The sequence below is a fragment of the Advenella alkanexedens genome (assembly GCF_019132845.1).
GTDB classification, from domain to species: Bacteria; Pseudomonadota; Gammaproteobacteria; order Burkholderiales; family Burkholderiaceae_B; genus Advenella; species Advenella alkanexedens.
In genome coordinates this window covers 131,828-156,306 of the sequence record NZ_JAHSPR010000005.1, presented here as the reverse complement: position 1 = coordinate 156,306, position 24,479 = coordinate 131,828, and the positions used below count along the sequence as shown (strand labels likewise).

The following is a 24,479-nucleotide window of genomic DNA, read 5'->3' as shown; positions in this document are numbered from 1 at the left end:
ACCTGAGCAGGTTATTTGAGGATGCTAGAAACGATATCCATTGGTAATTGGATAGCGCCAGTCACGTCCAAATGCCCTTCTCGTTAATTTCGGGCCAGGTGCACCCTGGCGACGTTTGTATTCATTGATTTTCAATAGACGGGCCACTTTCTCAACCTCTTCACGGACATAGCCGGCCGCAATAATTTCTTCTGACGCCTGGTCTTGTTCCATCATGCGTTCAATGATGCCGTCCAGGATATCGTACTCGGGCAAACTGTCCTGATCGGTTTGATCGGGCCTAAGCTCTGCTGATGGAGGACGGGTGATAATTCTTTCAGGAATGACTGAAGTAATAGTGTTACGCCATTGGGCAAGGCGGTAAACCCAGGTTTTGGGCAAGTCTTTAAGCATGGCGAAACCACCCACCATATCCCCGTACAAGGTACAGTAGCCGGTTGCCAGTTCGGATTTGTTGCCAGTGGTTAAAACTACCGAACCAAACTTGTTGGAAAGTGCCATTAACAGGGTGCCACGAATACGTGCCTGCAAATTTTCTTCCGTTGTATCAACAGGAAGACTGTTGAAAATGGGCGACAAGGCGTTCAGGTAAGCCTCAAACATGCTGGCAATGGCAATTTCATGGTAACTAACACCCAATCGCTGTGCCATGTCCTGGGAATCAGTCACTGAAATATCTGCCGTATATTCTGACGGCATCATGACCGCCTGCACATTTTGGGCGCCAATGGCATCGACAGCAACAGCAAGCACCACGGCTGAATCAATGCCGCCTGACAAACCCAGCAAGGCTTTTTTAAAAAAGTTCTTGCCAAGGTAGTCTTGCGTGGCTAGCACCAATGCGCGCCAGATCTCGGACTCCAGAGGTTCATCATTGTTTTTGAGCAAGCTATTGAATGGCAGGCTATTGTCCACTTGGGCCAGTGGCAAGGCTTGTGCTGCCGTTAATTGTTTTTCTTTTAATTCCACAATACCCAGAGTCTGGACAAAAGTATTCAGTTCCTGAACAAGCTGGCCCTGTGCATCGAGCACAAAAGAGTTACCATCAAAAACCAGTTCGTCCTGTCCACCTACCATATTGCAATAAACAACAGACATACCATGTTCACAGATATTTCCCTGCATGACTTCAATACGCAGATCATCTTTATTCATGGTGTAAGGTGATGCATTCAACACCAGCAATGTTTGGGCACCGGCCTGGGCAGCCTGTTGGGGCACGGTAGGCAACCAGGTATCTTCACAAATAGCCACGCCAAAACAATGGCCCTTAAGCGTAAAAACAAAAGGTTCTGTGCCGGCAGTAAAGTAACGCTTTTCATCAAAGACGGAATAATTGGGTAATTCCTGCTTGAAATAAACCCCTTCTACCTTGCCGTTAACCACCAGCGAAGCACAATTATGTATGCCTTTGGGGGTTTTGAAAACATGCCCTATTAATATATGCAGATTGGTAAAGCCTGCCAGATTGGCACATAATTTCTCGAACTCGGAAGCCTGCGCATGGATGAATTCGGGTCGCAGCAGCAAATCTTCAGGTTGATAGCCCACCAACGCCAGTTCAGGCAAAACAAGGATATCCACACCATGCTCATGAGCCTTTTGTGCCGCCTGCACGATAAGCGCCGCATTGTCTGCAAAACGCCCCACCGTTGCATTAATTTGAGCCAAACCGATTAAAATAGGTGCTTCCATGATAGAAAAATCAAATATCCATTAAACTTTTAATTAAAACACAGTTGTGCTTTCTCAACGAATAAAATACTTATAATTAGTATAAATTTCTTCTTCCAATTTTTTACTTTTTTTCATACTCCCGCATAATTATGACCAACAATACATCTTCGCAAAATCAATTTGACAACAAGGCACAGGCCTGGTCTGCCCGTTTCAGCGAACCGGTCTCCGATCTGGTCAAACGCTATACCGCTTCGGTTGATTTTGACAAACGGCTGGCACGCTTTGATATTCAGGGTTCCTTGGCCCACGCTGATATGCTGGCTCATGTTGGGGTCATTTCTGCTCAAGATCTTGCCGATATTCAAAAAGGCATGCAGCAAATCCTGACTGAAATTGAACAGGGCCAGTTCGAGTGGTTGCTTGATCTTGAGGATGTTCACCTGAATATTGAAAAACGTCTGGTTGAATTGATCGGAGATGCGGGTAAGCGCCTGCATACAGGACGCTCACGAAACGACCAGGTAGCCACCGATATTCGCTTATGGCTGCGTGAGGAAATTGATATTTCCAGCCAGTTGCTGGTGCAACTGCGCCAGGCACTGGCAACCGTTGCGCTAGAGCACCACGATACGATCATGCCCGGCTTTACCCACCTTCAGGTTGCCCAACCCGTTACTTTCGGCCATCATCTGCTGGCCTACGCCGAAATGTTTGCCCGCGATGCCCAGCGCCTGCAAGACTGCCGCAAGCGGGTCAATCAACTGCCCTTGGGCGCTGCTGCCCTGGCTGGCACCTCTTACCCGATTGACCGCGAACGCGTGGCAAATACCCTGCAGTTTGAGGGCGTATGCCGCAACTCGCTTGATGCGGTTTCCGATCGTGACTTTGCCATCGAGTTTTGCGCCGTTGTTTCATTAGTGATGACCCATATTTCACGCCTGTCAGAAGAATTGATTCTGTGGATGAGTCCCCGTGTCGGCTTTATTGAACTGGCAGACCGTTTCTGCACAGGCAGTTCCATCATGCCACAAAAGAAAAACCCCGATGTACCCGAACTGGCCCGAGGCAAAACCGGACGTGTCAACGGCAATCTGATTGGCTTGCTAACCCTGATGAAAGGCCAGCCCCTGGCCTACAACAAAGATAATCAGGAAGACAAGGAAGGCCTGTTTGATTCGGCCGATACCTTACGGGACACACTGACCATTTTTGCTGACATGGTGGGTGGCATCAAGGTCAAGCCTGAAAACATGCGTGCCGCTGCCCTGCAGGGTTTTTCCACAGCGACCGATCTGGCTGACTACCTGGTTAAAAAAGGCCTGCCTTTCAGGGATGCCCATGAAACTGTTGCACTGGCCGTCAGAAAATGTGAAGAGTCCGGTTGTGACCTGGCTGACTTAAGCCTTGAGCAATTGCAGGAATTCAATGCCAGCATTGAAGAGGATGTGTTTGAAGTGTTAACGCTGGAAGGTTCCGTATCTTCACGCAATCATATTGGTGGAACAGCACCGGCAAGGGTTAAAGAGGAAGCCGAGCGTATTCTGGCAGAAACCCGCAACTGATGGCTGAACGACAAATGTTCCGGAAGAAAAGGCCTTAGCGTTTCAATGGCTTATTGGCGAGATTAATCCTCAAAATAATCTCCATCCACTATCTTCCGCACCACATCAGAACTAAACCCCCGGGACAGTAAAAAGCGCATTTGTCGTGCGTATTCCTGGGGGGTTTCATATTTTACTCCCCGAAACTTCTTGAGCCAGACTTCGTAAGCACGTTGTTGCTCGGTTTGTTCCAGTTCTTCTTTGATGTTGGAAATATCTTCAGCATTAAGTTTATGCTGTTTTAATTCCTGAAGGATTTTTGCCGTTCCCCATTTTGATGATTTCTGCTGTGCAAATACTTGGGTAAACCGTTGGTTGGATTGCCAGTTTTCTTTTTTCAGTCGTTCCAATACCTGCTCAACTTCTTCAGGGGATGCTGCATGGGGAAGCAGTTTTCGGCCTAATTCAAGCTCTGAATGTTCGCGATGGGAAAGCAGATTGACTGCCCTTGCCAGCAAAGAGAGGCCCGTTTTTTTATTGGCGGCCTGGGTGGCTTTTTTTGTTTTTTGCAAGTCAGAAGTTCGTACTGTTTCCTGACTATTGTTGTGTGGTGGCTGGCTGTTCTTACGGGTAAACAGCCCCTTACCTTGGAAAGAGTCACCTGAACGCCCTGCCTTGGCAGCGCTTGATGCTTCAGGCACAGGCGGTGACTTTGAAACACGAACCGTTTCAAAGTCATCGTTATCATCATCTAAATCATTAAAGTAATGGCGATTCATTTGATATGCATTCCCACGCGGGAGCGTGGGAATGAGAGCCTAAGAGCGTAAGATTGAGTAAACGAGTACGCATTCGATACGAGCCATTATTCGATTTCAGCCTCATCGTCGGTGGGCGCTACGGATTGTGCCTGGGAAATAATGCCCAGGTTTTCACGGATCCTGTTTTCAATTTCAAAGGCAAGGTCGGGATTTTCTTTAAGGTACTCACGAACATTGTCTTTGCCTTGGCCAATTTTAGTGCCATTGTAGCTGTACCAGGCACCGGCTTTGTCCACAATACCGGCCTGAACGCCCAGATCAATAATTTCACCCTGACGGGAAATGCCTGCCCCATACATGATGTCGAATTCGGCCTGTTTGAAAGGCGGAGAAACCTTGTTTTTAACCACTTTGACCCGGGTTTCATTACCAATGATTTCATCGCCTTTCTTGATGGAACCAATACGACGGATATCCAGGCGAACGGAGGCATAGAATTTGAGGGCATTACCACCTGTGGTGGTTTCCGGGCTGCCAAACATGACGCCGATTTTCATGCGAATCTGGTTAATAAAGATAACCATGCAATTGGTGCGTTTGATGGAGGCCGTTAATTTACGCAAGGCCTGGCTCATTAAGCGGGCTTGCAGGCCTGGCAGGCTGTCGCCCATATCGCCTTCAATTTCGGCACGAGGCGTTAAGGCCGCCACCGAGTCGATAACGATCAGATCGACCGAACCGGAGCGCACCAGGGCATCGGTGATTTCAAGCGCCTGTTCACCGGTATCTGGCTGGGAGATCAGCAAATCGCTTAGGTTAACACCCAATTTTGCAGCATACTGGACATCCAGGGCATGTTCGGCATCAACAAAAGCGCAGGTGCCGCCCAATTTTTGCATTTCAGCAATAACTTGCAGGGTAAGCGTTGTTTTACCGGAAGATTCGGGGCCGTAAATCTCAATAACACGGCCGCGTGGCAAACCTCCAACACCCAGTGCAATATCCAGGCCAAGGGAACCAGTGGAAACGACCTGGATATCGTGCGCCACCTCGTTGTCGCCATAGCGCATGACAGAGCCTTTGCCAAACTGTTTTTCTATTTGAGACAAGGCGGCCGCCAGGGCCTTCGCGCGTTCTGCTGATGCTGTTTTGGATTGTTTGTCGTCCATGGAGGGTCCTTAATTGGGTGACTTCAAAATAAACTCAATTGGATATTATCGCATTAAATTATACTGTATGCATAGACAGTAGTGATAATATTTGCATAATTTCACCAAACAGTAAATATTAACCTGTTTATCCTGGCAATTCAGGACATTGTCAGATGATATCTTTATAGTTAGGAAATGGGAATAAACTGCCTGGTCAAATTTCAAGCACCTATTTGTCAACAGTTTTTTTCTCATCGCTGTGCAACGCCCCGCAACTTTTGCGTTGTACACGTTCCCGTATTTTCCTGCCAGCAACCCTGGCAGGTTTTTTTTGCCTTCATACGTTAAAATCGATACTTTTGGCAGAAAAATATGTGGTTCAAAAACCTGAAAGTCTTTCGTTTATCGCCCGCTTGGCAACTTTCTGTCCAGGATCTCGAGGCCAAGCTCGAGAAACAGCTTTTTCAGCCCGGCAACCGGTCGGACATGCAGAACATGGGCTGGGTTTCACCCGGTAATAATGGTGCCCTGGTACATGCGTTAAACGGTCAGTACCTGTTGGCACTGCGCGTTGAAAAAAAATTGCTGCCAGCAACCGTCATTAATCAGTTCACCAAGGAAAAAGCCCAGGAAATTGAAGAGCAGCAAGGCTACCGCCCGGGGCGCAAACAACTTAAAGAAATCAAGGAACAGGTTACCGAAGAGTTGTTGCCCAAGGCCTTTAGTATTTTTCGTGACACCAAAGTATGGATAGACACCCGAAACCATTGGTTAATTATTGACGCTGCCGCGGCAGCCAAATCCGATGAGGTCATTGGCATGCTGGCAAAAGTACTGGACCCCTTACCGGTTCAAAGTCTGTTCACCGAACTGTCCCCATCTGCCGCCATGACCGAGTGGCTGCTCCAGGATGAAGCCCCTGCAAACTTTAGCATTGACCAGGATGTCGAGTTGCGCTCCAGTGCCGAAAACCGTGCCACCGTCCGCTATGTGCGCCAGACGCCTGAAAAAGAAGATGTCACCAAACACATAGAGGCAGGCAAACAATGCACTCGCCTGGCGCTTACCTGGGCAGACAGAGTGTCATTTATCCTGAACGAATCACTGGATATCAAACGCGTCGCACCACTGGATATCCTGACGGAAGGCAGCGATTTTTCCAATATGGATGATGCCGAGCGCTTTGATGCCGACATGACATTGATGTGTGCCGAACTGGCAAATTTACTGGATGACCTGGTGGGTGCACTGGGTGGCGAAAAAAAAGTCGGCCCGCAATAAGTCGCTACTTCAGGGTTAAAGTGATAGTATAGGGAACTGCCTGCGCTGTATTTTCAAGCGCAGCTTTTTCCTGTTGGATTTCCATACTTTCCTTGAACATGACCCGCAGCTCATAAAGCCCTTCAACAGGAATAATAAAGTCGGCATCCCGCTCCAGCACTTTGGTCTCTGGGCCGAATAAAACAATATCCAGAAAATCATCTCCTTTGAGACTGACCCGCAATGTCTGGTCTTGCGTGGCCCTGAACTGATAAGCCGAGTACCCTGCCCCCATAATATAACCGGTATAAACCATGGCAGGTTCTTCATCAGAAAAACTAACGTTTTGGGTCATATTGGTCAATGAATTGATGATGGCTTCATTGCGTTTCTTAGACGTCAGTTCGATTTCCTGCTGCATTTTCACAGCCTCAGAAGCATAATGCGTTTCCAGTTTGCCAACGACCACCACCGAGGCAACAGTAAAAACAATAATAATTCCTATAAGAACTTTGGAAAACGTTGAAAAATGCATATAAGTGCTTTTAAGTAATACGTACGGGGTACGCCACCTTTTTAAAGTGGCAAGGGCAAAAGTCTACATCAATATATCGCCCCTGAACAGTTCCCCGCTTGAAAATACGCATTCCCGGTAAATTCAGCCAGTTATCTTAACGGGTCTTTGGATAACATGGCCGCTGCCGTGAACAGCACGTCCGTAGATGAGTTAAGGGCTGTTTCAGTTGAATCTTGCAATACCCCTATTACAAAACCCACCCCCACCACCTGAATGGCGACATCATTGGGAATGCCAAACAGACTACAGGCCATCGGGATGAGTAACAAGGAACCTCCCGCCACACCTGACGCACCACATGCCGAAAGGGTAGAAACAATGCTTAACAATACAATCGTTGGAAAATCAACACTGATATTCAGGGTATTTACCGCAGCCAGCGTCAGTACCGTAATGGTAACTGCAGCCCCTGCCATATTAATGGTTGCTCCCAGTGGAATGGAAACCGAATAGGTTTCCCTGTCAAGACCCAGTTTTTCACACAGGGCCATATTAACCGGGATATTGGCCGCCGAGCTACGGGTAAAGAAGGCCGTAATACCACTTTCGCGCAAGCACTGGAACACCAAAGGATATGGGTTGCGCCTGAGTTTGAGGAAAACAATGACCGGGTTGACCACCAAAGCCACAAACAGCATCGATCCAAGCAATACCAGTAATAGATGAGCATAACGAAGCAACTCACCGGCACCTGACTCAACAATCGTGGTCGCCACAAGACCGAAGATACCCAATGGAGCCAAACGGATAATTATTCGAACCACAGCGGTTATCGCATTGGAAAAATCAGTAATGAAAATCTTGGTACTGTCACTGGCATGACGCAGAACCATACCAAATGCAATGGACCAGGCCAGAATGCCAATATAATTTGCCTCCATCAACGCCTGTACGGGATTGGTTGTCATACTTAAGACCAGATTCCTGAACACCTCGAATACATTGCCGGGCGGATTTAACTGGGCCGACTCAACCTGTAAATTGAGCACGGAAGGAAAGGCCAGGCTGGCCATCACCGCCACCAAGGCAGAAAAAAAGGTTCCCAGCACATACAGTAGCAGCACGGGTTTGATCTGGATATCCGTACCTTTCCGATGGCCTGAAATGGCAGCCATAATCAGGATAAAAACCAGGATGGGCGCAATGGATTTCAACGCATTGATAAACAGCGCTCCCAAAATACTTATTGAAGGAACGGCCGAAGGCCAAATGATAGCTAGCAGAATACCCGCCACCAGACCAATAAAAATCTGAAGCACCAGACTGCCATTTTTTATAAAATTCATGACGGGATTCCCCGTTGGCTGATCTGCCAGATCCATGACTCAGTCCCTATAAAAAAATTAAAAATAAACCCGATTAAATTCAAAAACAATGCAATCGGAAAACGCGTAAATCTAACATATTTTTATTATTCCTTGAATAATATATGAATAATAATGGCCCGATCCCCAGGGATCAGGCCATTCATCAAATCACGTTAACTATTAATAATTTAAGCAGCGTAAGCCTTTTGGGCTTGCACTTGGCCGGATTTGCCGGTAACACCAATAAATACCTGCCACGCAACGGCCAGGGCACCTATGATGAACACAACGTCACTAAAGGTACGGATCCAGCGCAAGGTTTCAAGAATACCTTGCTGCAGGAAGGCTTCACCGCGAGCATACCACATACCTTCGCTCAGGCTGGCATGGAACTGAATAAGCCCCACTGGCAACAAACTGGTTACGATCATGCCCACCAGGCCCAGGTTCAGGCACCAGAAAGCGGTTTTCATCAAACTGGCACTAAACACCATGTTTGGACGGATATAACGCAGGACCAGTAAAACAAAGCCAAGCGCCAGGAATCCATACACACCGAACAGTGCTGCATGAGAGTGAACGGCCGTTGTATTCAGACCCTGGATGTAATACAAGGCAATAGGTGGGTTAACCATAAAACCGAACACACCTGCACCCAGCATATTCCAGAAAGCAACGGCAATGAAGAAGACCAATGGCCAGTGGAGGTTTTCCATCCATGGGGCCAAGGATTTCAGTCTCCAGTTTTCCCAGGCTTCGTAACCCAGAACCACCAAAGGAACGACTTCAAGTGCACTGAAAGAAGCACCAACAGCCATGACAGGAGTGGTTGTACCCGCAAAATACATGTGGTGGAAAGTACCGGGAACTCCACCCAGCATGAACAATGAAGCAGAAGCCAGGCTGGCAGCAGTTGCCATGCGTTTTGAAACCAGGCCCATGGAAGAGAAAATAAAAGCCAGGGCTGTGGTGGCGAACACTTCAAAGAAGCCTTCAACCCACAGGTGAACCACCCACCAACGCCAGTATTCCATGACGGTGATATGAGAGCGCTCGCCATAGAACAGGCCGGCGGCATAGAACAAACCAATACAAATACATGATGCGGTAAACAGGATCAACAGGTGCTTGTCACCTTTTTGTTTAAGCGCACCGACTATGCCATTCAGCATCAGGACCAGCCAGAAAGCCACACCGATGAATTTTACGATTTGCCAGAAACGGCCCAGTTCAAGGTATTCATAACCCTGGTGACCAAACCAGAAGTTCAGTTCACGCGGCATAATATTGGAAATAGCCAGGTAGTTGCCAATAAAAGAACCCACAACCAGCACAATCAGGGCCCAGAAAAGAATGTCAACACCCAGTTTTTGGTATTTGGGATCTTTTCCACCGTTAATGATAGGAGCAAGGAACAGGCCGGCAGCCAGGAATCCGGTTGCAATCCAGAATAGCGCGCTTTGCAAGTGCCAGGTTCTTAGCAGTGAATACGGAAACCATTTTGAAAGCTCAATACCATAGAACGTTTGACCTTCTACCGTATAGTGGGCAACGGCACCGCCCATAAATACCTGGAAGACAAACAGAGCCACAACCAGAACACAATACTTGCCCAAAGCTTTTTGTGATGGCGTCAGAACCAGTCTTGTAATGGGGTCACGGTCAGGTGCTTTATGTTCCTCATGATCCTCTTTGCGCAGGAAGGCCCATCCCCATACCAGGAAACCGACACCGGCAATCAAGACCACCACACTAATAATGGACCAGATGATGTTTTCAGCGGTTGGCACATTATCAATCAAAGGCTCATGCGGCCAGTTGTTGGTATAAGTGGCATTATTGTAATCAGGACGCTCGGTTGATGCGGTCCATGCTGTCCAGAAAAAGAACTTGGCCAGATCAAAACGATCCTCTTCACCTGGCAATGTATTGGTTTTCATGGCAAAGCTTTCACGAGAGCCATCCAGTGCCGGATCATCACCAAACAGGGCTACATAATAGTTGGCCGTGTCTTTCATGGCGGCAAGACGGCGATCGGACACGGTCACTTCATCTTTTCCAAGATCATAGGTGTTGGTGCGATACTCGGCTTTAAGCTTGACTTTCAGAATCGCTTTTTGCTCTTCCGACGTTTGCTCATAAGGAATACCATACTCGTCCAGCGAGGCCAGATTCAGCCAGGCTACCAATTCGCGATGCAGCCAGTCTGAAGTCCAGTCGGGTGCCTGTAAGGCACCGTGACCAAAAATCGAACCCACCTGCATACCACCTGCATGTTGCCAGGCATTCTGGCCATCAAGAATATCTTCCTTGGTGAACAGAACATCACCGGAAGCCGTCACAACCTTTCCGGGAATAGGGGGTGCATTGCGATATACCTCGACACCGAAATATCCCAGAATACTGAACGTTACCGCAAGAATCGCGATTAACATCCACCATAATTTTTTATAACTACCCATTTTAATTCCTTAAATTAACTGTATTGGCCTTATGTTTCATCAATAGCCAGCATCAGCCAGAAATTCGCTTTTATTTAAACAAGACTTCATTTTCAAGTGCTAGATGTAATCGCAGATCTTCAATAAACTCCCCTATTCCAGAATATAATTTTTCCCATGAACCACAGGCGCTATCCGGCAACAACAGGTTCCCGGTTAACGCCAGTAAGCTGTCAATTCCCTCTTCGTGCTGTTCATGCTCAAGTAACATGACCGAGATCGGTACTCTCGCCATTTCCTTCATCCCCCTGCCCAACATGGGAAACAAAACGTTTTCCTCTTTCAACATATGACTGTCCAGTTCCTGCCATATGCCCGCCAGAACATCGGACAGCCCTGTCGGGCATGCCGGATCATTTTCATGGACCATTTCTATTTTTTTAGACAGCTCGATCAATGCGGGCAATTGAGCTCGATGCTTATCGTGAAAATTGATTTGAATGTAAGAAATCAATACATCCGGCTGATCACTGCCCAGTTTCAATACCTTGAGAATAGAAGGCACCTGATCCGATTCCATTTCGCTTTTTAGTAAGGCACTCATCGTGCAGACTCCTGTCGCAATTACACACGGAGCATTAAGCAATATTCATGCCATTATTTTTTTCAACGAAATATCAATAAGTTGAAAAATTGATGGTATATAATACCCTTCTCAATTAGGGTAAAATTAACCATGAAAGGTAAAAAATACCATGCTATATAGTGTCCTTGCCGATATGAACGATGAATTGCCCGGCGCATTAAGGCTTGAAAAACTGGTTCAAACCATCAAAACCCAGTTTAATTGCGGTGCAGTTGGGCTTTTGGCCATTGATGATGATGCCCTCAAACTGGTTTCTGCCAAGGGTCTGGTTCATGAAGCACTGGGTCGCCGCTTCAAAATTGCAGAACACCCCCGCTTTGCCGCCATTTTGTCCAGGCGCGAACCCATTTTGTTCGATCCTCACACGCCTTTGCCCGACCCTTATGATGGCCTGCTGGATGACCGGGCCGGTGAACCCCTTCTGGTCCATGATTGCCTGGGCATGAGCCTGCATGTGGAAGGCAAACCATGGGGTGCCATCACCCTGGATGCCATAGAAGACACTTTTACCGAAGAATCCATGGATATTCTTGCCCGCCATGCCGTGCTGATTCAAACCTGCATCCGTATGACGCAACTTGAAAAAGACAATAAAAGCCTGCGCCAACTCAGCATGACTTCCGGTCAAAATACCGTCATTAAGGTCGAACAGGAAATCATTGGGCAAAGCGACCCTATCCGCAAATTGATGCAGGAACTCAATGTCATTGCCGATGCCAACCTGCCGGTTTTGTTGTTGGGTGAAACCGGTGTGGGCAAAGACCTGTTTGCCCAACATATCCACCGTCATTCAAAACGTAACAACAAGCCCATGATTCATGTCAACTGCGCTGCCCTGCCCGAGAACCTGGCGGAAAGTGAATTGTTCGGGCATGTAAAAGGTGCTTTCTCAGGTGCGGAAACAGAGCGCCCCGGTCGCTTTGAAGCCGCCCATGGTGGTACAATTTTTCTGGATGAAGTGGGTGAGTTATCCCTGAATATTCAGGCCAAGCTGTTACGCACCCTGCAAAATGGCGAGATCCAGCGCCTGGGCGCTGACAAATCGAAAAAAGTGGATGTAAGAATTATTGCCGCCACCAACCGTGACCTCAAGGCCAGCACAATGGATGGCAGCTTCAGAATAGACTTGTATCACCGTCTGTCGGTTTATCCTATTCATATCCCCCCCTTGCGTGAGCGAGGCAAGGACATCCTGATGCTGGCCGGCTATTTTCTGGAGTTCAACCGGGCCCGGCTGGGTCTGCGCGGCATTCGGCTTACCAAAGAGGCCGAACAGGCATTAATGTCCTATGATTGGCCCGGTAATGTCAGGGAGCTTGAACACATCATCAGCCGGGCAGCGATTAAAATGCTGGGAAGCGGTGCCTCGCGCAATAGCATTTTAAGCATCGAGCCCCAGTACCTGGACATCGTTAATCATCAGCCGATCATATTCAATCAGGCGGAAATACAATCCACCTCTTTCATATCACCACCTGCCAGTCGCACACCGGCCGTACAGCCCATGAATGAAGCGCTCAGAATTTTTCAGCAGGACCTTATTCAGGCAGCCCTGGCGCAAAGCGGACAAAACTGGGCCAATGCGGCACGTTTGCTCGACATGGATGCCAGCAACCTGCATAAGCTGGCCAAACGGTTGGGAATGAAGTAAGTGAAACCTCAAACCAACGAAATAAAAACGCCGACAACGACGTCTTTATTCAAGTTAAAGAATACGGTGCATGAATAAATAAGCCCTTTAACTTAATAACGCCTTTTGCTTGAGCCGGGTCAGGGTATCGCGCACTGCCGCTGCCTGCTCGAACTCAAGGTTACGGGCATGCTCATGCATTTGCTTTTCCAGGCGCTTGATTTCACGGGCCAGGGATTTTTCATCACCAATGACATCCATGAATTCCAATTCATTATCAAGGTTGATCTGTGCGGCATTGGAAATCACGCCATCAATCATTTCCCTGACAGCCTTGCTGACGCCTTTGGGCGTAATACCATGCTCCTCGTTATACTTCATTTGCTTGGTACGACGCCTTTCGGTTTCACTAATGGCCTTGTGCATGGAATCGGTAATTCGATCTGCATATAAAATCGCCTTGCCATGCAGGTTACGCGCGGCCCGACCAATGGTTTGAATCAGACTTCGCTCGGAACGTAAAAAGCCTTCTTTGTCTGAATCCAGAATGGCAACCAAAGATACCTCAGGAATATCCAGTCCTTCCCGTAAAAGGTTAATGCCCACCAGCACATCAAAATGCCCCAGGCGCAAATCGCGAATAATCTCAACCCGCTCAACAGTATCAATATCAGAGTGCAGATAACGGACTTTAAGCCCGTTTTCAGTCAGGTAGTCGGTCAAGTCTTCGGCCATGCGTTTGGTTAAGGTGGTTACCAGAACCCGCTCACCCTGGGCAATACGTAACTTGGCCTCGCCCAGCAAATCATCAACCTGGGTGCTTGCCGGCCTGACTTCAACAACCGGATCGATCAGTCCGGTTGGACGAACCACCTGCTCTACGATGTTATCGGAATGCTCTTTTTCATAATCGGCGGGGGTGGCGGACACGAAGATACTTTGCCGCATGCGCTGCTCGAATTCTTCCATTTTAAGTGGACGGTTATCCAGCGCCGAAGGAAGTCTGAAGCCAAATTGCACCAGCGTTTCCTTACGCGAGCGGTCACCACGATACATGGCCCGCAACTGCCCCATCATGACATGACTTTCGTCAAAAAACATCAGGGCATCTTCGGGCAGATAATCTATCAAGGTGGGTGGCGGATCTCCAGGAGCCGCACCAGACAGGTGCCGAGAGTAGTTCTCGATGCCTTTGCAAAAGCCCAGTTCCTGCAGCATTTCTATATCAAACCGGGTGCGTTGTTCTATTCTTTGCGCTTCCACCAATTGATGGTTATCGATAAAAAACTGCACCCGCTCACGCAGCTCGGCCTTGATGGTTTCAATCGCACGCAATACCGTATCTCGTGGCGTCACGTAATGCGAACTGGGGTAAACTGTAAAACGCGGTACTTTTTGCCTGACCTTGCCCGTTAAAGGATCAAAAAGCTCAAGCGTTTCAATTTCATCATCAAAAAGCGTCAAGCGCACGGCCAGTTCGGCACTTTCCGCCGGGAAAATATCAATTACTTCGCCACGTACCCTGAAAGCGCCCCGGTCAAAATCAACGTCGTTGCGCTCATATTGCATGGCAACCAATCTGCCCAACAGTTCTTGTCGGGGAATCCGGTCTCCGGCGCGCAAAATAAGCACCATGGCATGATAATCGGCCGGATTACCAATACCATAAATACAGGAGACCGTCCCGACAATAATTGTATCCCGCCTTTCAAGCAGGCTTTTGGTAGCTGAAAGCCGCATCTGCTCGATATGTTCATTGATGGAAGAGTCTTTTTCTATGAACAGATCACGGGTGGGCACATAAGCTTCAGGCTGGTAATAGTCGTAGTAAGAAACAAAATATTCAACCGCATTATGCGGAAAAAATTCGCGCATTTCAGCGTATAATTGTGCGGCAAGAGTTTTATTGGGTGCCAGAACCAAGGCAGGCCGGCCAAGTTGCGCAATGGTATTGGCCATTGTGTAGGTTTTGCCTGATCCCGTCACGCCCAGCAAAGTCTGAAACATCAGGCCATCACGAATCCCTTCTGTCAAGGACTCAATGGCCTTGGGTTGGTCTCCGGCGGGCGGGTATGGCTGATACAGCTTGAAAGGACTGCCCGGATATTCTATGAAACCTGGTTCACTCATGCTAGACTTTTACTTTAATGATCTGATTGAAAACAAACTTGCAATCATACATTATCCTCTTTATTTAACAACTCCGGCAAATCCGCCGCATATCTGAAGATGACCACACTTTTTGAATCTGTCGAGCTGGCTCCTCGCGACCCTATTCTTGGCCTGAACGAACAATATAATGCTGACACCCGCTCTTCCAAAGTCAATTTGGGCGTTGGCGTATATTATGACGACGAAGGACGCATTCCCCTGTTGAAAGCAGTGCATAAAGCAGAAGTGGCCCGCATTGAAGCGGCTGCGGCACGTGGCTACCTGCCCATTGAAGGCATCAAGAATTACAATAAGGGTGCCCAGGAACTGCTACTGGGCAAAGACTCGCCCTTGGCCAAAGAAGGACGCACCTTAACGTTCCAGGCACTGGGCGGAACCGGTGCCCTTAAAATTGGCGCAGACTTCCTTAAACAAATCACGCCCGATTCAAAAGTATTCATCAGCAACCCCAGCTGGGAAAACCATCGCGCCCTGTTCGAGCGTGCGGGCTTCCCGGTAGAAACCTATGCCTACTATGATGCCGCCACTCACGGTCTTGATTTTGAAGGTATGCTGGCCTCTTTTAAAAACATGCCTGCAAAATCAATTGTTGTTTTGCATGCCTGCTGCCACAACCCGACCGGTGTTGATCCCACCCTTGAACAATGGAAACAAATTGTCCAGCTTATCCAGGAAAAAGATCTTATTCCTTTCCTAGATATTGCTTACCAAGGCTTTGGTGACGGCCTTGAAGAAGACGCAAAAGTGGTTCGTCTGTTTGCGGATTTGGGCATCTCCATGTTTATCAGCTCTTCATTCTCCAAATCATTCTCCCTTTACGGAGAACGGGTTGGCGCCTTAACCCTGATCACCAGCAGTGCCGATGAATCCACTCGTGTTTTAAGCCAGGTCAAACGTGTCATTCGCACCAACTACTCCAACCCGCCCACCCATGGTGGCACCATTGTCAGCAGCGTCCTGAATTCTCCCGAGTTGTTTGCCCTGTGGGAAGAAGAACTGTCAGGGATGCGTAACCGTATTCGTGACATGCGCCAACAACTGGTGGCCAAGCTGAAAGAGCACGGTGTGACACAAAACTTTGATTTTGTCCTGTCTCAGCGCGGTATGTTTTCTTACTCTGGCCTGACCTCAGACCAGGTAGATCGCTTGCGCACTGAACACGGTGTATATGCCGTATCAAGCGGCCGTATCTGTGTTGCTGCACTTAACAGCCGCAATATTGATTACGTTGCCAAGGCGATTGCACAGGTACTGTAAACAAGCGCTTGCAATTTAGCTGTAAATGAAGCAAAATCGGGCTGTATGAATATACAGTCCGATTTTATGGCATATACAGCATGACAATTAAACTAACCGCAAGACAGCAACAGGTCCTGGATTTAATCCAGCAAAATATCCTAAAAACCGGTTTCCCACCCACGCGTGCTGAAATCGCCAAAACACTCGGCTTCAAATCTCCCAATGCCGCTGAAGACCATCTGAAGGCCCTGGCCAAAAAAGGTGCCATTATCCTGACTGCAGGTGCATCCCGTGGCATTCGCCTGGCAACAACCAATCCCGACTCAAATATCAACAAGGAAGAATCCTTTCTGGAAAAGGTCTCCCAAATACTGCTGCCGGTAATAGGTCATGTGGCAGCCGGTAATCCTATTCTGGCGGCAGAGCATATTGATCGTGAAATCAACGTAGACCCTGCCCTCTTTACGCAACAACCCGATTTCCTGCTTAAGGTCAAAGGCCAAAGCATGAAAGATATCGGCATTCTTGATGGCGACTTGCTGGCAGTAAAAAAATATCCGGAAGCGCGCAACGGTCAGGTCATCGTGGCTCGAATCGAAAACGAAGTCACCGTCAAGCGCTTCATCAAAAAAACCTCGCATATCGAACTTTTACCTGAAAACCCCGATTTCGCACCTATTATTGTGCGGCCAAACCAGGAATTCACGATTGAAGGCATAGCCGTAGGCCTTATCAGAACCCACAACCTGAACTAATGGCGTATTAAAAAAACATATCGACATGGTTCTTCAAGCTTCAAGAACCATGTCGGTTTAAATTTCAAAAAAAGCCAGCTTGAAAAGTATAATAATCAAATCAGCTTGACCAGTTGCTTGCCAAAGTTATGTCCTTGCAGCAATCCTATAAACGCATCGGGCGCACTTTCAAGCCCGACGCTTACCGATTCCCTGAAAATAAGCACGCCCTTGGCAACCGCTTCGGCCAGTTCAGCCAGTGCCTGAGGCCAAATATCCATATGATCCGAGATAATAAAACCGGTAATGCTGGCGCGGGCAACCAAAATGGCCCTTGGATTACTAATTGGAATGGCGCGACCGTCATAACCGGCAATCAGGCCACAAATGGCAACCCTGGCAAACGCGTTAAGATTATCAAGCACGGCATCCATAATATAGCCGCCCACGTTTTCATAATAAGCATCCACGCCATTGGGAGCCAGCTGCCTGAGCTCATGTGACAGGGTTTCAGCATCAGGATAGGCCTTGTAATCGATACAATCATCAAACCCCAGGGTTTCAACCACGTACTCACATTTTTCCGGACCACCGGCAATACCAATTACGCGACACCCTTTTTGCTTGGCCAGTTGCCCGACCACGCTACCCACCGCACCCGAAGCGGCACTGACCACCAGCGTTTCACCGGACTGTGGTTTGATGATTTTATTCAGGCCATACCAAGCGGTAATCCCTGGCATGCCCGCTGCACCCAAATAAACACTCATGGGAATACGTGAAACATCTATTTTTCGTACATGATTACTATCCATGGTGGGCGCGGTACGATAATACAATTGCCAGCCACCCGTACAAATAACCGTATCCCCCACCTTGAAATCAGCGTGTTTAGACTCAACCACCTCACCCACTGTTCCGCCCTGCATGACTGTATTCAGCTCTTGCCCGGCAGCATAGTTTTTGGCTTTGCTCATTCTGCCGCGCATGTAGGGATCAAGGGACAGATAGTGATTACGCACCAGGATTTCCCCTTCATCAATTTGGGAAATAATCTCATCATGCAGCTTAAAGCACTCAGAGGTCACCACCACATTGGGATAGTGGTCAAACAGATACTGCCTGTTCATATAGGGAAACCCGGACATAGTTACTTCCTTTTTAATTGATCAAAAATATTCCAGAACTGAAAAAAATGGCTTGTTTTGCAGCATGATACCTGTATTCCCCTTATACCTGAAATGCCCATAAAATTCAAAACACCATATCCTGATTATCAATAACCGAATATGGTGCTTTATTTCAAGGTTTATAAACGTTGCCAGCCATTTAAGCCATAGTGACTCGGACTCTGTCGGTGTGACCAGGCAACCTTTTCATCCTTCTTCCCTGCGCCAGCCAAACCAGCAAAATGATAATGAGCGCAGGTACAAAGAACCACAGTTCAGAAGGACGAGCCGGGTTTGGAACTTTAAGCTCCAGTACATCCCACCCTGCATCCCAGCCTGACTTCTGGGCATTGCTGCCAAAACGGACACTGGCCAACTGAACCTGGTCTCCCAATACCATGAAATTAAGTCCGGCACCGTTCAGACGTTTTCTGCCTGCCAGTTCTTTATTGGAGAGGTCATCGTCTTCAGCCAGGGCTGGCAAATTGACCGCCACGGTTTTGACAATTTCATCTCCTTCAATACTGAAACCCTGCAGAACGGCGACAAACCGGGTGGATTCAGGCAAATCTGCCGCTACCGTGTAGAGTTCCGACACGGGACGAGACACATACTCATCTGCCAGTTTATTCATGAACCAATCCGGCCTGAACAACAGGAAAGTCGCCAGCAAAAGCAGTATGACCTCCAGCCAATTACATTTAATCCTGAACCAGAACATGGTTGCCGCTGCAAAAGTAAGCGAAGCCAGCGTGGCACCAAAAACCACCAGAATGAGCTCCCACACGCTGCCAATACCAATTAACAGTATCAGGGGATTGAAGATAAAGATAAATGGCAAAATGACGGTACGCATTGCGTAGATAACGCCCATAATCCCGGTTTTAAGGGGATCTTCTCCGGAAATTGCCGCTGCGGCAAATGTGGCCAGGCCTACCGGCGGTGTAATATCGGCCATAATGCCAAAATAAAACACAAACATATGCACGGCAATTAAGGGGATGATAATGCCATTTTGCGCACCCAGTTCAACCACAACCGGAGCCATCAGGGTTGCCATCAGGATATAGTTGGCCGTGGTTGGCATGCCCAATCCCAAGATCAAACAGACAGCAGCGGTAAAAAACAGCATGATCAGCACGTTGCCCATAGAAACCAACTCGACAAACGCAGTCATGCGCAGCCCCAGTCCAGTCAAGGTAATGGCCCCTACAATCAAGCCGGCGGTACCGCAGGCGATTGCAATGCCAATCATATTGCGAGCCCCTTCCTCAAGACCGGTCAGAGTTTCGGAAACCCCCTGTTTGGCAGCGGAAGACACGTTTTTCTTGCGAAACCAGGCAATAATCGGATGCTGCGTGAGCATCTGGAAGATCATTGAAATACAGGCATAGAAGGCAGACAGGCCTGCGGAAAGCTGCTCTACACTAAGGCACCATACCAAAATACCGATAGGAATCAGGAAATACAGGCCTGCACGCACTGTTGGCCATGCTTCTGGTCTGACCGGATTGGCAATATCAATTTCCGTTGGTAAATCGGGATGTGAAGCGGTAATGCGCAAAAGCAAAACATACAGCACCAACAACAGGGTCAGCAAGATCCAGATAGCGGCCGCACCGGCTATTTGCTGCACACCCACACCTATCCAGTAAACCAGACCCATGACGATAAGGGTACCCGAAATACCAAACCCCCAACCGGTCAGTTTTTGTGTAACGGTTTTGGGCTTGCCCCCACTCATCATGGGCTCAATCCCTAATTTCAGGGCTTCAAGGTGAACGATATAAAACAGGGCCACGTAGGAAATACTGGCGGGTAAAAGCGCATGCTTGATGACATCGGTGTAAGGAATACCGACATATTCAATCATCAGAAAAGCGGCTGCCCCCATGACCGGTGGCATGATTTGACCGTTCACGGAGGAAGCGGTTTCAATCGCCCCAGCACGTATGCCGCCATAACCCGACTTTTTCATGAGCGGGATGGTGAAAATACCCCCCGTTACCACGTTGGCCACTGATGAGGCCGACACGATACCGTTAACTGCGGATGAAACCACGGCCACTTTTGCCGGACCGCCCCGTAAATGTCCGAGCAAGGCAAAAGATACCTGCATCATGTAGTTGCCGGCACCACAGCGGTCAAGCAAGGATCCCAGCAACACGAAAATAAAAATGTAAGAAACCGATACCCCCAACGCGACACCAAAAACCCCTTCTGTGGTCAACCACATATGGGATACCATTCGTTCTATCGATGCCCCTCTGTGAGCCAGAACATCAGGCAAGTGCGGGCCCAGGAACACATACAGCAAAAAGACGGCACCAAGAATCGTCATGGGTGCGCCCAAGGCACGGCGAGTCACTTCCAGCAACAGAAGCAGGCCAATACTGGCAGAGACCACGTCTAGCGTTGTTGGCAAACCCGGACGGGTTGCCAGCTGGTTATAGAATAAATACAGATAGGCGCCACAAAAACCGGCCATAATAGCAAAGGCCCAATCATACCAAGGCATGTAATTGGCGGCTTTTTTATTGAACGGATAAGCCAGATACCCCAGGAACATGGCAATACCCAAGTGAATTGACCGTGCTTCGGTATCGTTAAAAATGGCAAAATTAAACGTGAATGGCAGCGGTGACGAGTACCATAACTGAAAAAATGACCAGATAAGCGCGCCAACAGCCAATACGCCACCCGCAACACCACCTACATGTCGCCCACCTCTGTCAACATCGGCGACCATTTGTTCGAGTGCTGCATTTTTTGTTGCGTCTATATCAGTACTCATAATTTTCCTTCATCTATATACAACAAAAGGTCACTGTTGGAACGCTCTAAAGATAAATTCCAGACCAGTGACCTTAAAAAACACTATTTATTATTACTTGATCAGGCCTTTTTCTTTGTAATATTTTTCAGCGCCAGGATGCAAGGGGGCAGACAGACCGTTTTTGACCATCTCTTCTTTATTAAGATGTGCCAGTGCCGGATGCAGCTTCTTGAAATCCTCGAAGTTGTCAAAGACGGCCTTGACTACGTTATACACGGCATCATCAGGCACATCGGAAGACGTTACAAAAGTAGCCAATACACCATAGGTTTCGGTGGGATCCGGGTTGTTTTGATAAAGACCACCGGGTATTGAAACCTTGGCATAGTAAGGATTGTCTTCGACCAGTTTATCAACCTCGGGGCCTGTAATAGGAACCAGTTGCGCACCACACGTTGTGGTTGGATCCTGGATATTGGCAGAAGGGTGACCTACGCCATAAAAGAAACCGTCAATCTTTCCGTCACACAATGCTGAACCATGCTCATCGGGGCGCAGCTCGGAGGCAAGGGAGAAGAATGACATGTCCAGGCCTTTTGCCTTCAGCAATTGTTCCATGGATGCACGTGTACCCGAACCCGGGTTACCAACGTTAAAACGTTTACCCTTCAGGTCATCAAATGACTTGATATTGGCTTCTTTGCGGGCAAGAATGGTAAACGGCTCTGGATGAATGGAAAATACGGAACGCAGTTTTTCGAAAGGCTCCTTGAATTGACCCTCTCCTTTGTAGGCATTGTAACCAACATCAGATTGCACAACGCCCAGATCCAATTCGCCCGCTTTAATCGTATTGGCGTTAAAGACGGACCCACCGGTTGACTCTACTGAGCAACGCAGGCCATGATCGGCACGATCTTTATTGACCAGTCGGCAAATGGCACCACCAGCGGCATAGTACACTCCTGTGACCCCCCCAGTACCGATACTGACAAATTTTTGTTGGGCAATTGCTGCACCGGGAGCGGCAATAACTGAAAACAGCGTCAGCGCGCTCGCTGACAGGGCAAAACGTTTACTTAGTGATTTTTTCAATAGTTTATTCATGAATTATCCCCGCTATGTGTTGAGTACAATGGCTAAATACTAACCATTTTCCCGATAGTACACGAATATCCCGGCTTACACATTCAGGGAAACACTAATAAATCACTATCTGTCTTGCAAAAAACGATAATTCAAGCCAAATATAAACCATTCGCCTGCTTTCTTCCTGAAAGGCGAGGTTAACCATGTTCCTGATTCAACTCACACTATTCAGGCAAGGAAAAACAGTTTAATATCTGAAGTTATCATCATTGATACTGTTCAAATTATAAATTACCTGAACAGGCCGCATATTGGGCACTGTAACGTGAAGCCCTGTCCTTGACTTTTTGTGCCGTATTCAGCAGCCATTTTTTACTTTGGTGCGTACCGTTACGGTAACCTGTCCAGCCCTCATGATAATTCAGGTATTGGGCATAGGCATCCCACTTCGAAACACCGTTTACCTTTTGTGCCTTACTCATATACCAGCCCATAAAATCCAGGGCATCCGAAAAATCATCGCGGTCGGGGCTCCAGCGATTGGTTTCTTTACGATAATCGCTCCATACTTCATCTTTGGCCTGGGCATAACCATACGCAGAGCTTACCCTACCCCAGGGAATGATACCAAGCAGATAATCTTTGGGCGGCTTGGCATCATGACGGAAAGTGGACTCCTGATACATCATGGCCATGGGAACATGAACCGGCACACCCCACTTCTCTTTGGCGTCAAGTGCGGCTTCATGCCATGACGGTTTTTCCCGGAAAATCTCGCAGATGTTCTCAGGATTGGCGGGAGGCGTGGTACTGCAGGCCGATAGCAGCAATAAAAACGATGCGCAAATACCAATTTTAGAAATACCGTTTTTTGTTAAACCCCTGATGGTATCCATACTGTCCTGTAATACAAGTAATACATAAGAATAATAATTATTGTAAAGCAATGGATGCATGCTGACCATCCACATCACCTTATGGAAAAATAAGCAAAATCAACTATACTGACGTTTTTACCGGGCTTTGGAAAATGCCTTCTTTCTTGTCTACCTATCAACCCGTTATTGTACGGACACATGATGTCGCCGAATCAAAATAAAAACAGTACCCAGTATCACTTTTTTCTTCTTTTGCTAATTGGTGTTTCCATTGGCTTTATATGGTTGCTCTTGCCCTATTACGGTGCCATTTTCTGGGCGGTCATTTTCGCTGTTCTGTTCAGGCCCCTTAATTTATGGCTTCTAAAAAAAATACCCAAGTCGCCCAATACTGCAGCCCTGATAACGTTGGTAAGTGCATTGCTATTGGTCATCATTCCGCTCATTACCATCACCACCTCCCTAATAAAAGAAATTTCATTGCTCTATCAAAGAGTCCAATCCGGTGAGCTTAATTTAGGTTTGTATTTTGAGCAAATCATCCAAAACCTCCCCCCTTTCTTTAAGGATATTCTTGACCGTTATGAAATTCACAGTCTTTTCGGTCTGCGGGAAAAACTGACTGAAGCGGCAGCACAAGCCAGCAAATTCCTGGCAAATCAAGCCCTTACTATTGGTCAGGACACTTTCCAGTTCCTGATTACCTTTGGAATCATGCTGTATTTGCTATTTTTCCTGCTCAGGGATGGTGGCTATCTGGTGAATAAAATCAAATCGATGATTCCGCTTGAGTATGAACAAAAGCAGCATTTGTTAAATAAATTTGCCACCGTTGTCAAGGCAACCGTCAAGGGCAATATTCTGGTCGCAGCTACCCAAGGCGCATTGGGCGGGTTCATTTTCAGTGTATTGGGCATCCAGGGTTCTTTATTGTGGGGAACCATCATGGGTTTCCTGTCTTTGTTACCTGCTATCGGTGCTGCCATCATCTGGTTGCCGGTATCCATTTATTTTCTCGTCACCGGTGAAACCTGGCATGGCGTGGTACTGATATCTTTCGGTGTACTGGTGATTGGTCTTACCGATAACGTACTTCGACCCTTACTGGTCGGTAAAGATACAAAACTGCCTGATTACGTCATTCTGATTTCCACAATCGGTGGCCTGACCGTTTTTGGTCCCAATGGTTTCGTGATTGGTCCTTTATTGGCCGCACTGTTTATTTCATGCTGGGATCTGTTTCCTGCCTCTCTTGATTTGACTGCTGACCCTGATGAAGAACAGGACAAGAGCATTGAAACATAAAAATTAAAAAAGGGCGTTGTTAAAATTCCTTTGACAACACCCTTTGACTTTAACAACCATTATTTATGGGATGAACCTCGATAAACCCGAACCAGATTTTTGTCTTGGACTGTAACACAAATA

The 24,479-nt window shown here is 47.7% G+C and carries 18 protein-coding genes; 6 read left to right on the top strand and 12 right to left on the bottom strand.

The window, feature by feature from the left end; all coding sequences use genetic code 11:
- Positions 1 to 24: 24 nt before the first annotated feature.
- Positions 25 to 1,695: an NAD+ synthase gene (locus KU392_RS08315; protein WP_169294487.1), complete on the bottom strand. Its 1,671-nt coding sequence runs from the start codon at positions 1,693 to 1,695 to the stop codon at positions 25 to 27.
- 131 nt (positions 1,696 to 1,826) lie between these two features.
- Between KU392_RS08315 and argH the strand changes: the two genes are divergently transcribed.
- Positions 1,827 to 3,242: an argininosuccinate lyase gene (gene argH / locus KU392_RS08310; RefSeq protein ID WP_169294488.1), complete on the top strand. Its 1,416-nt coding sequence runs from the start codon at positions 1,827 to 1,829 to the stop codon at positions 3,240 to 3,242.
- A gap of 62 nt (positions 3,243 to 3,304) precedes the next feature.
- Here argH and recX read toward each other — a convergent pair whose 3' ends face one another.
- A complete protein-coding gene (gene recX, locus KU392_RS08305) occupies positions 3,305 to 4,000 on the bottom strand; it encodes a recombination regulator RecX (RefSeq protein ID WP_169294489.1) in 696 nt (231 codons plus the stop codon).
- Positions 4,001 to 4,086: 86 nt separating this feature from the next.
- Entirely contained in the window at positions 4,087 to 5,151 is a 1,065-nt protein-coding gene (gene recA, locus KU392_RS08300) for a recombinase RecA (RefSeq protein ID WP_169294490.1), read from the bottom strand.
- Between the two features lie 354 nt (positions 5,152 to 5,505).
- On the opposite strand from recA, the gene KU392_RS08295 reads away from it, so the two are divergent.
- The gene (locus tag KU392_RS08295) at positions 5,506 to 6,414 is read left to right on the top strand and encodes a recombination-associated protein RdgC (RefSeq protein ID WP_217735067.1); all 909 of its coding nucleotides are present in this window, start codon (positions 5,506 to 5,508) and stop codon (positions 6,412 to 6,414) included.
- A gap of 4 nt (positions 6,415 to 6,418) precedes the next feature.
- Here the strand turns inward: KU392_RS08295 and KU392_RS08290 are convergent, their stop codons facing one another.
- The 4 genes from KU392_RS08290 to KU392_RS08275 all read right to left on the bottom strand — a co-directional run bounded on the left by KU392_RS08290 (position 6,419) and on the right by KU392_RS08275 (position 11,322).
- On the bottom strand, positions 6,419 to 6,928 hold the full coding sequence (locus tag KU392_RS08290; RefSeq protein ID WP_169294492.1) for a hypothetical protein: 510 nt from the start codon (positions 6,926 to 6,928) through the stop codon (positions 6,419 to 6,421).
- Positions 6,929 to 7,059: 131 nt separating this feature from the next.
- Complete coding sequence (gene sstT / locus KU392_RS08285; protein ID WP_217735066.1) at positions 7,060 to 8,256, bottom strand: serine/threonine transporter SstT; 1,197 nt, start codon at positions 8,254 to 8,256, stop codon at positions 7,060 to 7,062.
- Positions 8,257 to 8,465: 209 nt separating this feature from the next.
- Positions 8,466 to 10,739 carry a nitric-oxide reductase large subunit gene (locus KU392_RS08280; protein WP_217735065.1) on the bottom strand — a complete coding sequence of 758 codons (2,274 nt, stop codon included), beginning with the start codon at positions 10,737 to 10,739 and terminating at the stop codon, positions 8,466 to 8,468.
- A gap of 70 nt (positions 10,740 to 10,809) precedes the next feature.
- Positions 10,810 to 11,322, bottom strand: coding sequence for a hemerythrin domain-containing protein (locus tag KU392_RS08275; protein ID WP_246587386.1), 513 nt, complete (start codon positions 11,320 to 11,322; stop codon positions 10,810 to 10,812).
- Positions 11,323 to 11,473: 151 nt separating this feature from the next.
- Here KU392_RS08275 and norR point away from each other — a divergent pair, with 151 nt between their 5' ends.
- The gene (gene norR / locus KU392_RS08270; protein ID WP_169294495.1) at positions 11,474 to 13,015 is read left to right on the top strand and encodes a nitric oxide reductase transcriptional regulator NorR; all 1,542 of its coding nucleotides are present in this window, start codon (positions 11,474 to 11,476) and stop codon (positions 13,013 to 13,015) included.
- Positions 13,016 to 13,102: 87 nt separating this feature from the next.
- Here the strand turns inward: norR and uvrB are convergent, their stop codons facing one another.
- Positions 13,103 to 15,124 (bottom strand): excinuclease ABC subunit UvrB, encoded by a 2,022-nt coding sequence (gene uvrB / locus KU392_RS08265; protein WP_169294496.1) that lies wholly within the window; start codon positions 15,122 to 15,124, stop codon positions 13,103 to 13,105.
- Between the two features lie 99 nt (positions 15,125 to 15,223).
- Between uvrB and KU392_RS08260 the strand changes: the two genes are divergently transcribed.
- Positions 15,224 to 16,423, top strand: coding sequence for an amino acid aminotransferase (locus KU392_RS08260; RefSeq protein WP_169294497.1), 1,200 nt, complete (start codon positions 15,224 to 15,226; stop codon positions 16,421 to 16,423).
- 80 nt (positions 16,424 to 16,503) lie between these two features.
- On the top strand, positions 16,504 to 17,160 hold the full coding sequence (gene lexA / locus KU392_RS08255; protein WP_169294498.1) for a transcriptional repressor LexA: 657 nt from the start codon (positions 16,504 to 16,506) through the stop codon (positions 17,158 to 17,160).
- Positions 17,161 to 17,255: 95 nt separating this feature from the next.
- On the opposite strand, the gene KU392_RS08250 is transcribed toward lexA, so the two are convergent.
- From KU392_RS08250 to KU392_RS08235, 4 genes are all read right to left on the bottom strand, one after another.
- A complete protein-coding gene (locus KU392_RS08250; protein WP_425514653.1) occupies positions 17,256 to 18,287 on the bottom strand; it encodes an NADP-dependent oxidoreductase in 1,032 nt (343 codons plus the stop codon).
- A gap of 181 nt (positions 18,288 to 18,468) precedes the next feature.
- Positions 18,469 to 21,102: a TRAP transporter permease gene (locus KU392_RS08245; protein WP_217735064.1), complete on the bottom strand. Its 2,634-nt coding sequence runs from the start codon at positions 21,100 to 21,102 to the stop codon at positions 18,469 to 18,471.
- Between the two features lie 93 nt (positions 21,103 to 21,195).
- Positions 21,196 to 22,191: a TAXI family TRAP transporter solute-binding subunit gene (locus KU392_RS08240; RefSeq protein ID WP_169294500.1), complete on the bottom strand. Its 996-nt coding sequence runs from the start codon at positions 22,189 to 22,191 to the stop codon at positions 21,196 to 21,198.
- Between the two features lie 266 nt (positions 22,192 to 22,457).
- On the bottom strand, positions 22,458 to 23,069 hold the full coding sequence (locus KU392_RS08235; protein WP_246587385.1) for a transglycosylase SLT domain-containing protein: 612 nt from the start codon (positions 23,067 to 23,069) through the stop codon (positions 22,458 to 22,460).
- Between the two features lie 183 nt (positions 23,070 to 23,252).
- Between KU392_RS08235 and KU392_RS08230 the strand changes: the two genes are divergently transcribed.
- The gene (locus KU392_RS08230) at positions 23,253 to 24,356 is read left to right on the top strand and encodes an AI-2E family transporter (protein ID WP_169294501.1); all 1,104 of its coding nucleotides are present in this window, start codon (positions 23,253 to 23,255) and stop codon (positions 24,354 to 24,356) included.
- The last annotated feature ends 123 nt before the right edge of the window (positions 24,357 to 24,479 follow it).

Excerpts from the sequence above, each read along its gene's own strand:
- KU392_RS08315 (WP_169294487.1), bottom strand. The coding sequence starts at position 1,695 with ATGGAAGCACCTATTTTAATCGGTTTGGCTCAAATTAATGCAACGGTG.
- argH (WP_169294488.1), top strand. The coding sequence starts at position 1,827 with ATGACCAACAATACATCTTCGCAAAATCAATTTGACAACAAGGCACAG.
- recX (WP_169294489.1), bottom strand. The coding sequence starts at position 4,000 with ATGAATCGCCATTACTTTAATGATTTAGATGATGATAACGATGACTTT.
- recA (WP_169294490.1), bottom strand. The coding sequence starts at position 5,151 with ATGGACGACAAACAATCCAAAACAGCATCAGCAGAACGCGCGAAGGCC.
- KU392_RS08295 (WP_217735067.1), top strand. The coding sequence starts at position 5,506 with ATGTGGTTCAAAAACCTGAAAGTCTTTCGTTTATCGCCCGCTTGGCAA.
- KU392_RS08290 (WP_169294492.1), bottom strand. The coding sequence starts at position 6,928 with ATGCATTTTTCAACGTTTTCCAAAGTTCTTATAGGAATTATTATTGTT.
- sstT (WP_217735066.1), bottom strand. The coding sequence starts at position 8,256 with ATGAATTTTATAAAAAATGGCAGTCTGGTGCTTCAGATTTTTATTGGT.
- KU392_RS08280 (WP_217735065.1), bottom strand. The coding sequence starts at position 10,739 with ATGGGTAGTTATAAAAAATTATGGTGGATGTTAATCGCGATTCTTGCG.
- KU392_RS08275 (WP_246587386.1), bottom strand. The coding sequence starts at position 11,322 with ATGAGTGCCTTACTAAAAAGCGAAATGGAATCGGATCAGGTGCCTTCT.
- norR (WP_169294495.1), top strand. The coding sequence starts at position 11,474 with ATGCTATATAGTGTCCTTGCCGATATGAACGATGAATTGCCCGGCGCA.
- uvrB (WP_169294496.1), bottom strand. The coding sequence starts at position 15,124 with ATGAGTGAACCAGGTTTCATAGAATATCCGGGCAGTCCTTTCAAGCTG.
- KU392_RS08260 (WP_169294497.1), top strand. The coding sequence starts at position 15,224 with ATGACCACACTTTTTGAATCTGTCGAGCTGGCTCCTCGCGACCCTATT.
- lexA (WP_169294498.1), top strand. The coding sequence starts at position 16,504 with ATGACAATTAAACTAACCGCAAGACAGCAACAGGTCCTGGATTTAATC.
- KU392_RS08250 (WP_425514653.1), bottom strand. The coding sequence starts at position 18,287 with ATGTCCGGGTTTCCCTATATGAACAGGCAGTATCTGTTTGACCACTAT.
- KU392_RS08245 (WP_217735064.1), bottom strand. The coding sequence starts at position 21,102 with ATGAGTACTGATATAGACGCAACAAAAAATGCAGCACTCGAACAAATG.
- KU392_RS08240 (WP_169294500.1), bottom strand. The coding sequence starts at position 22,191 with ATGAATAAACTATTGAAAAAATCACTAAGTAAACGTTTTGCCCTGTCA.
- KU392_RS08235 (WP_246587385.1), bottom strand. The coding sequence starts at position 23,069 with ATGGATACCATCAGGGGTTTAACAAAAAACGGTATTTCTAAAATTGGT.
- KU392_RS08230 (WP_169294501.1), top strand. The coding sequence starts at position 23,253 with ATGTCGCCGAATCAAAATAAAAACAGTACCCAGTATCACTTTTTTCTT.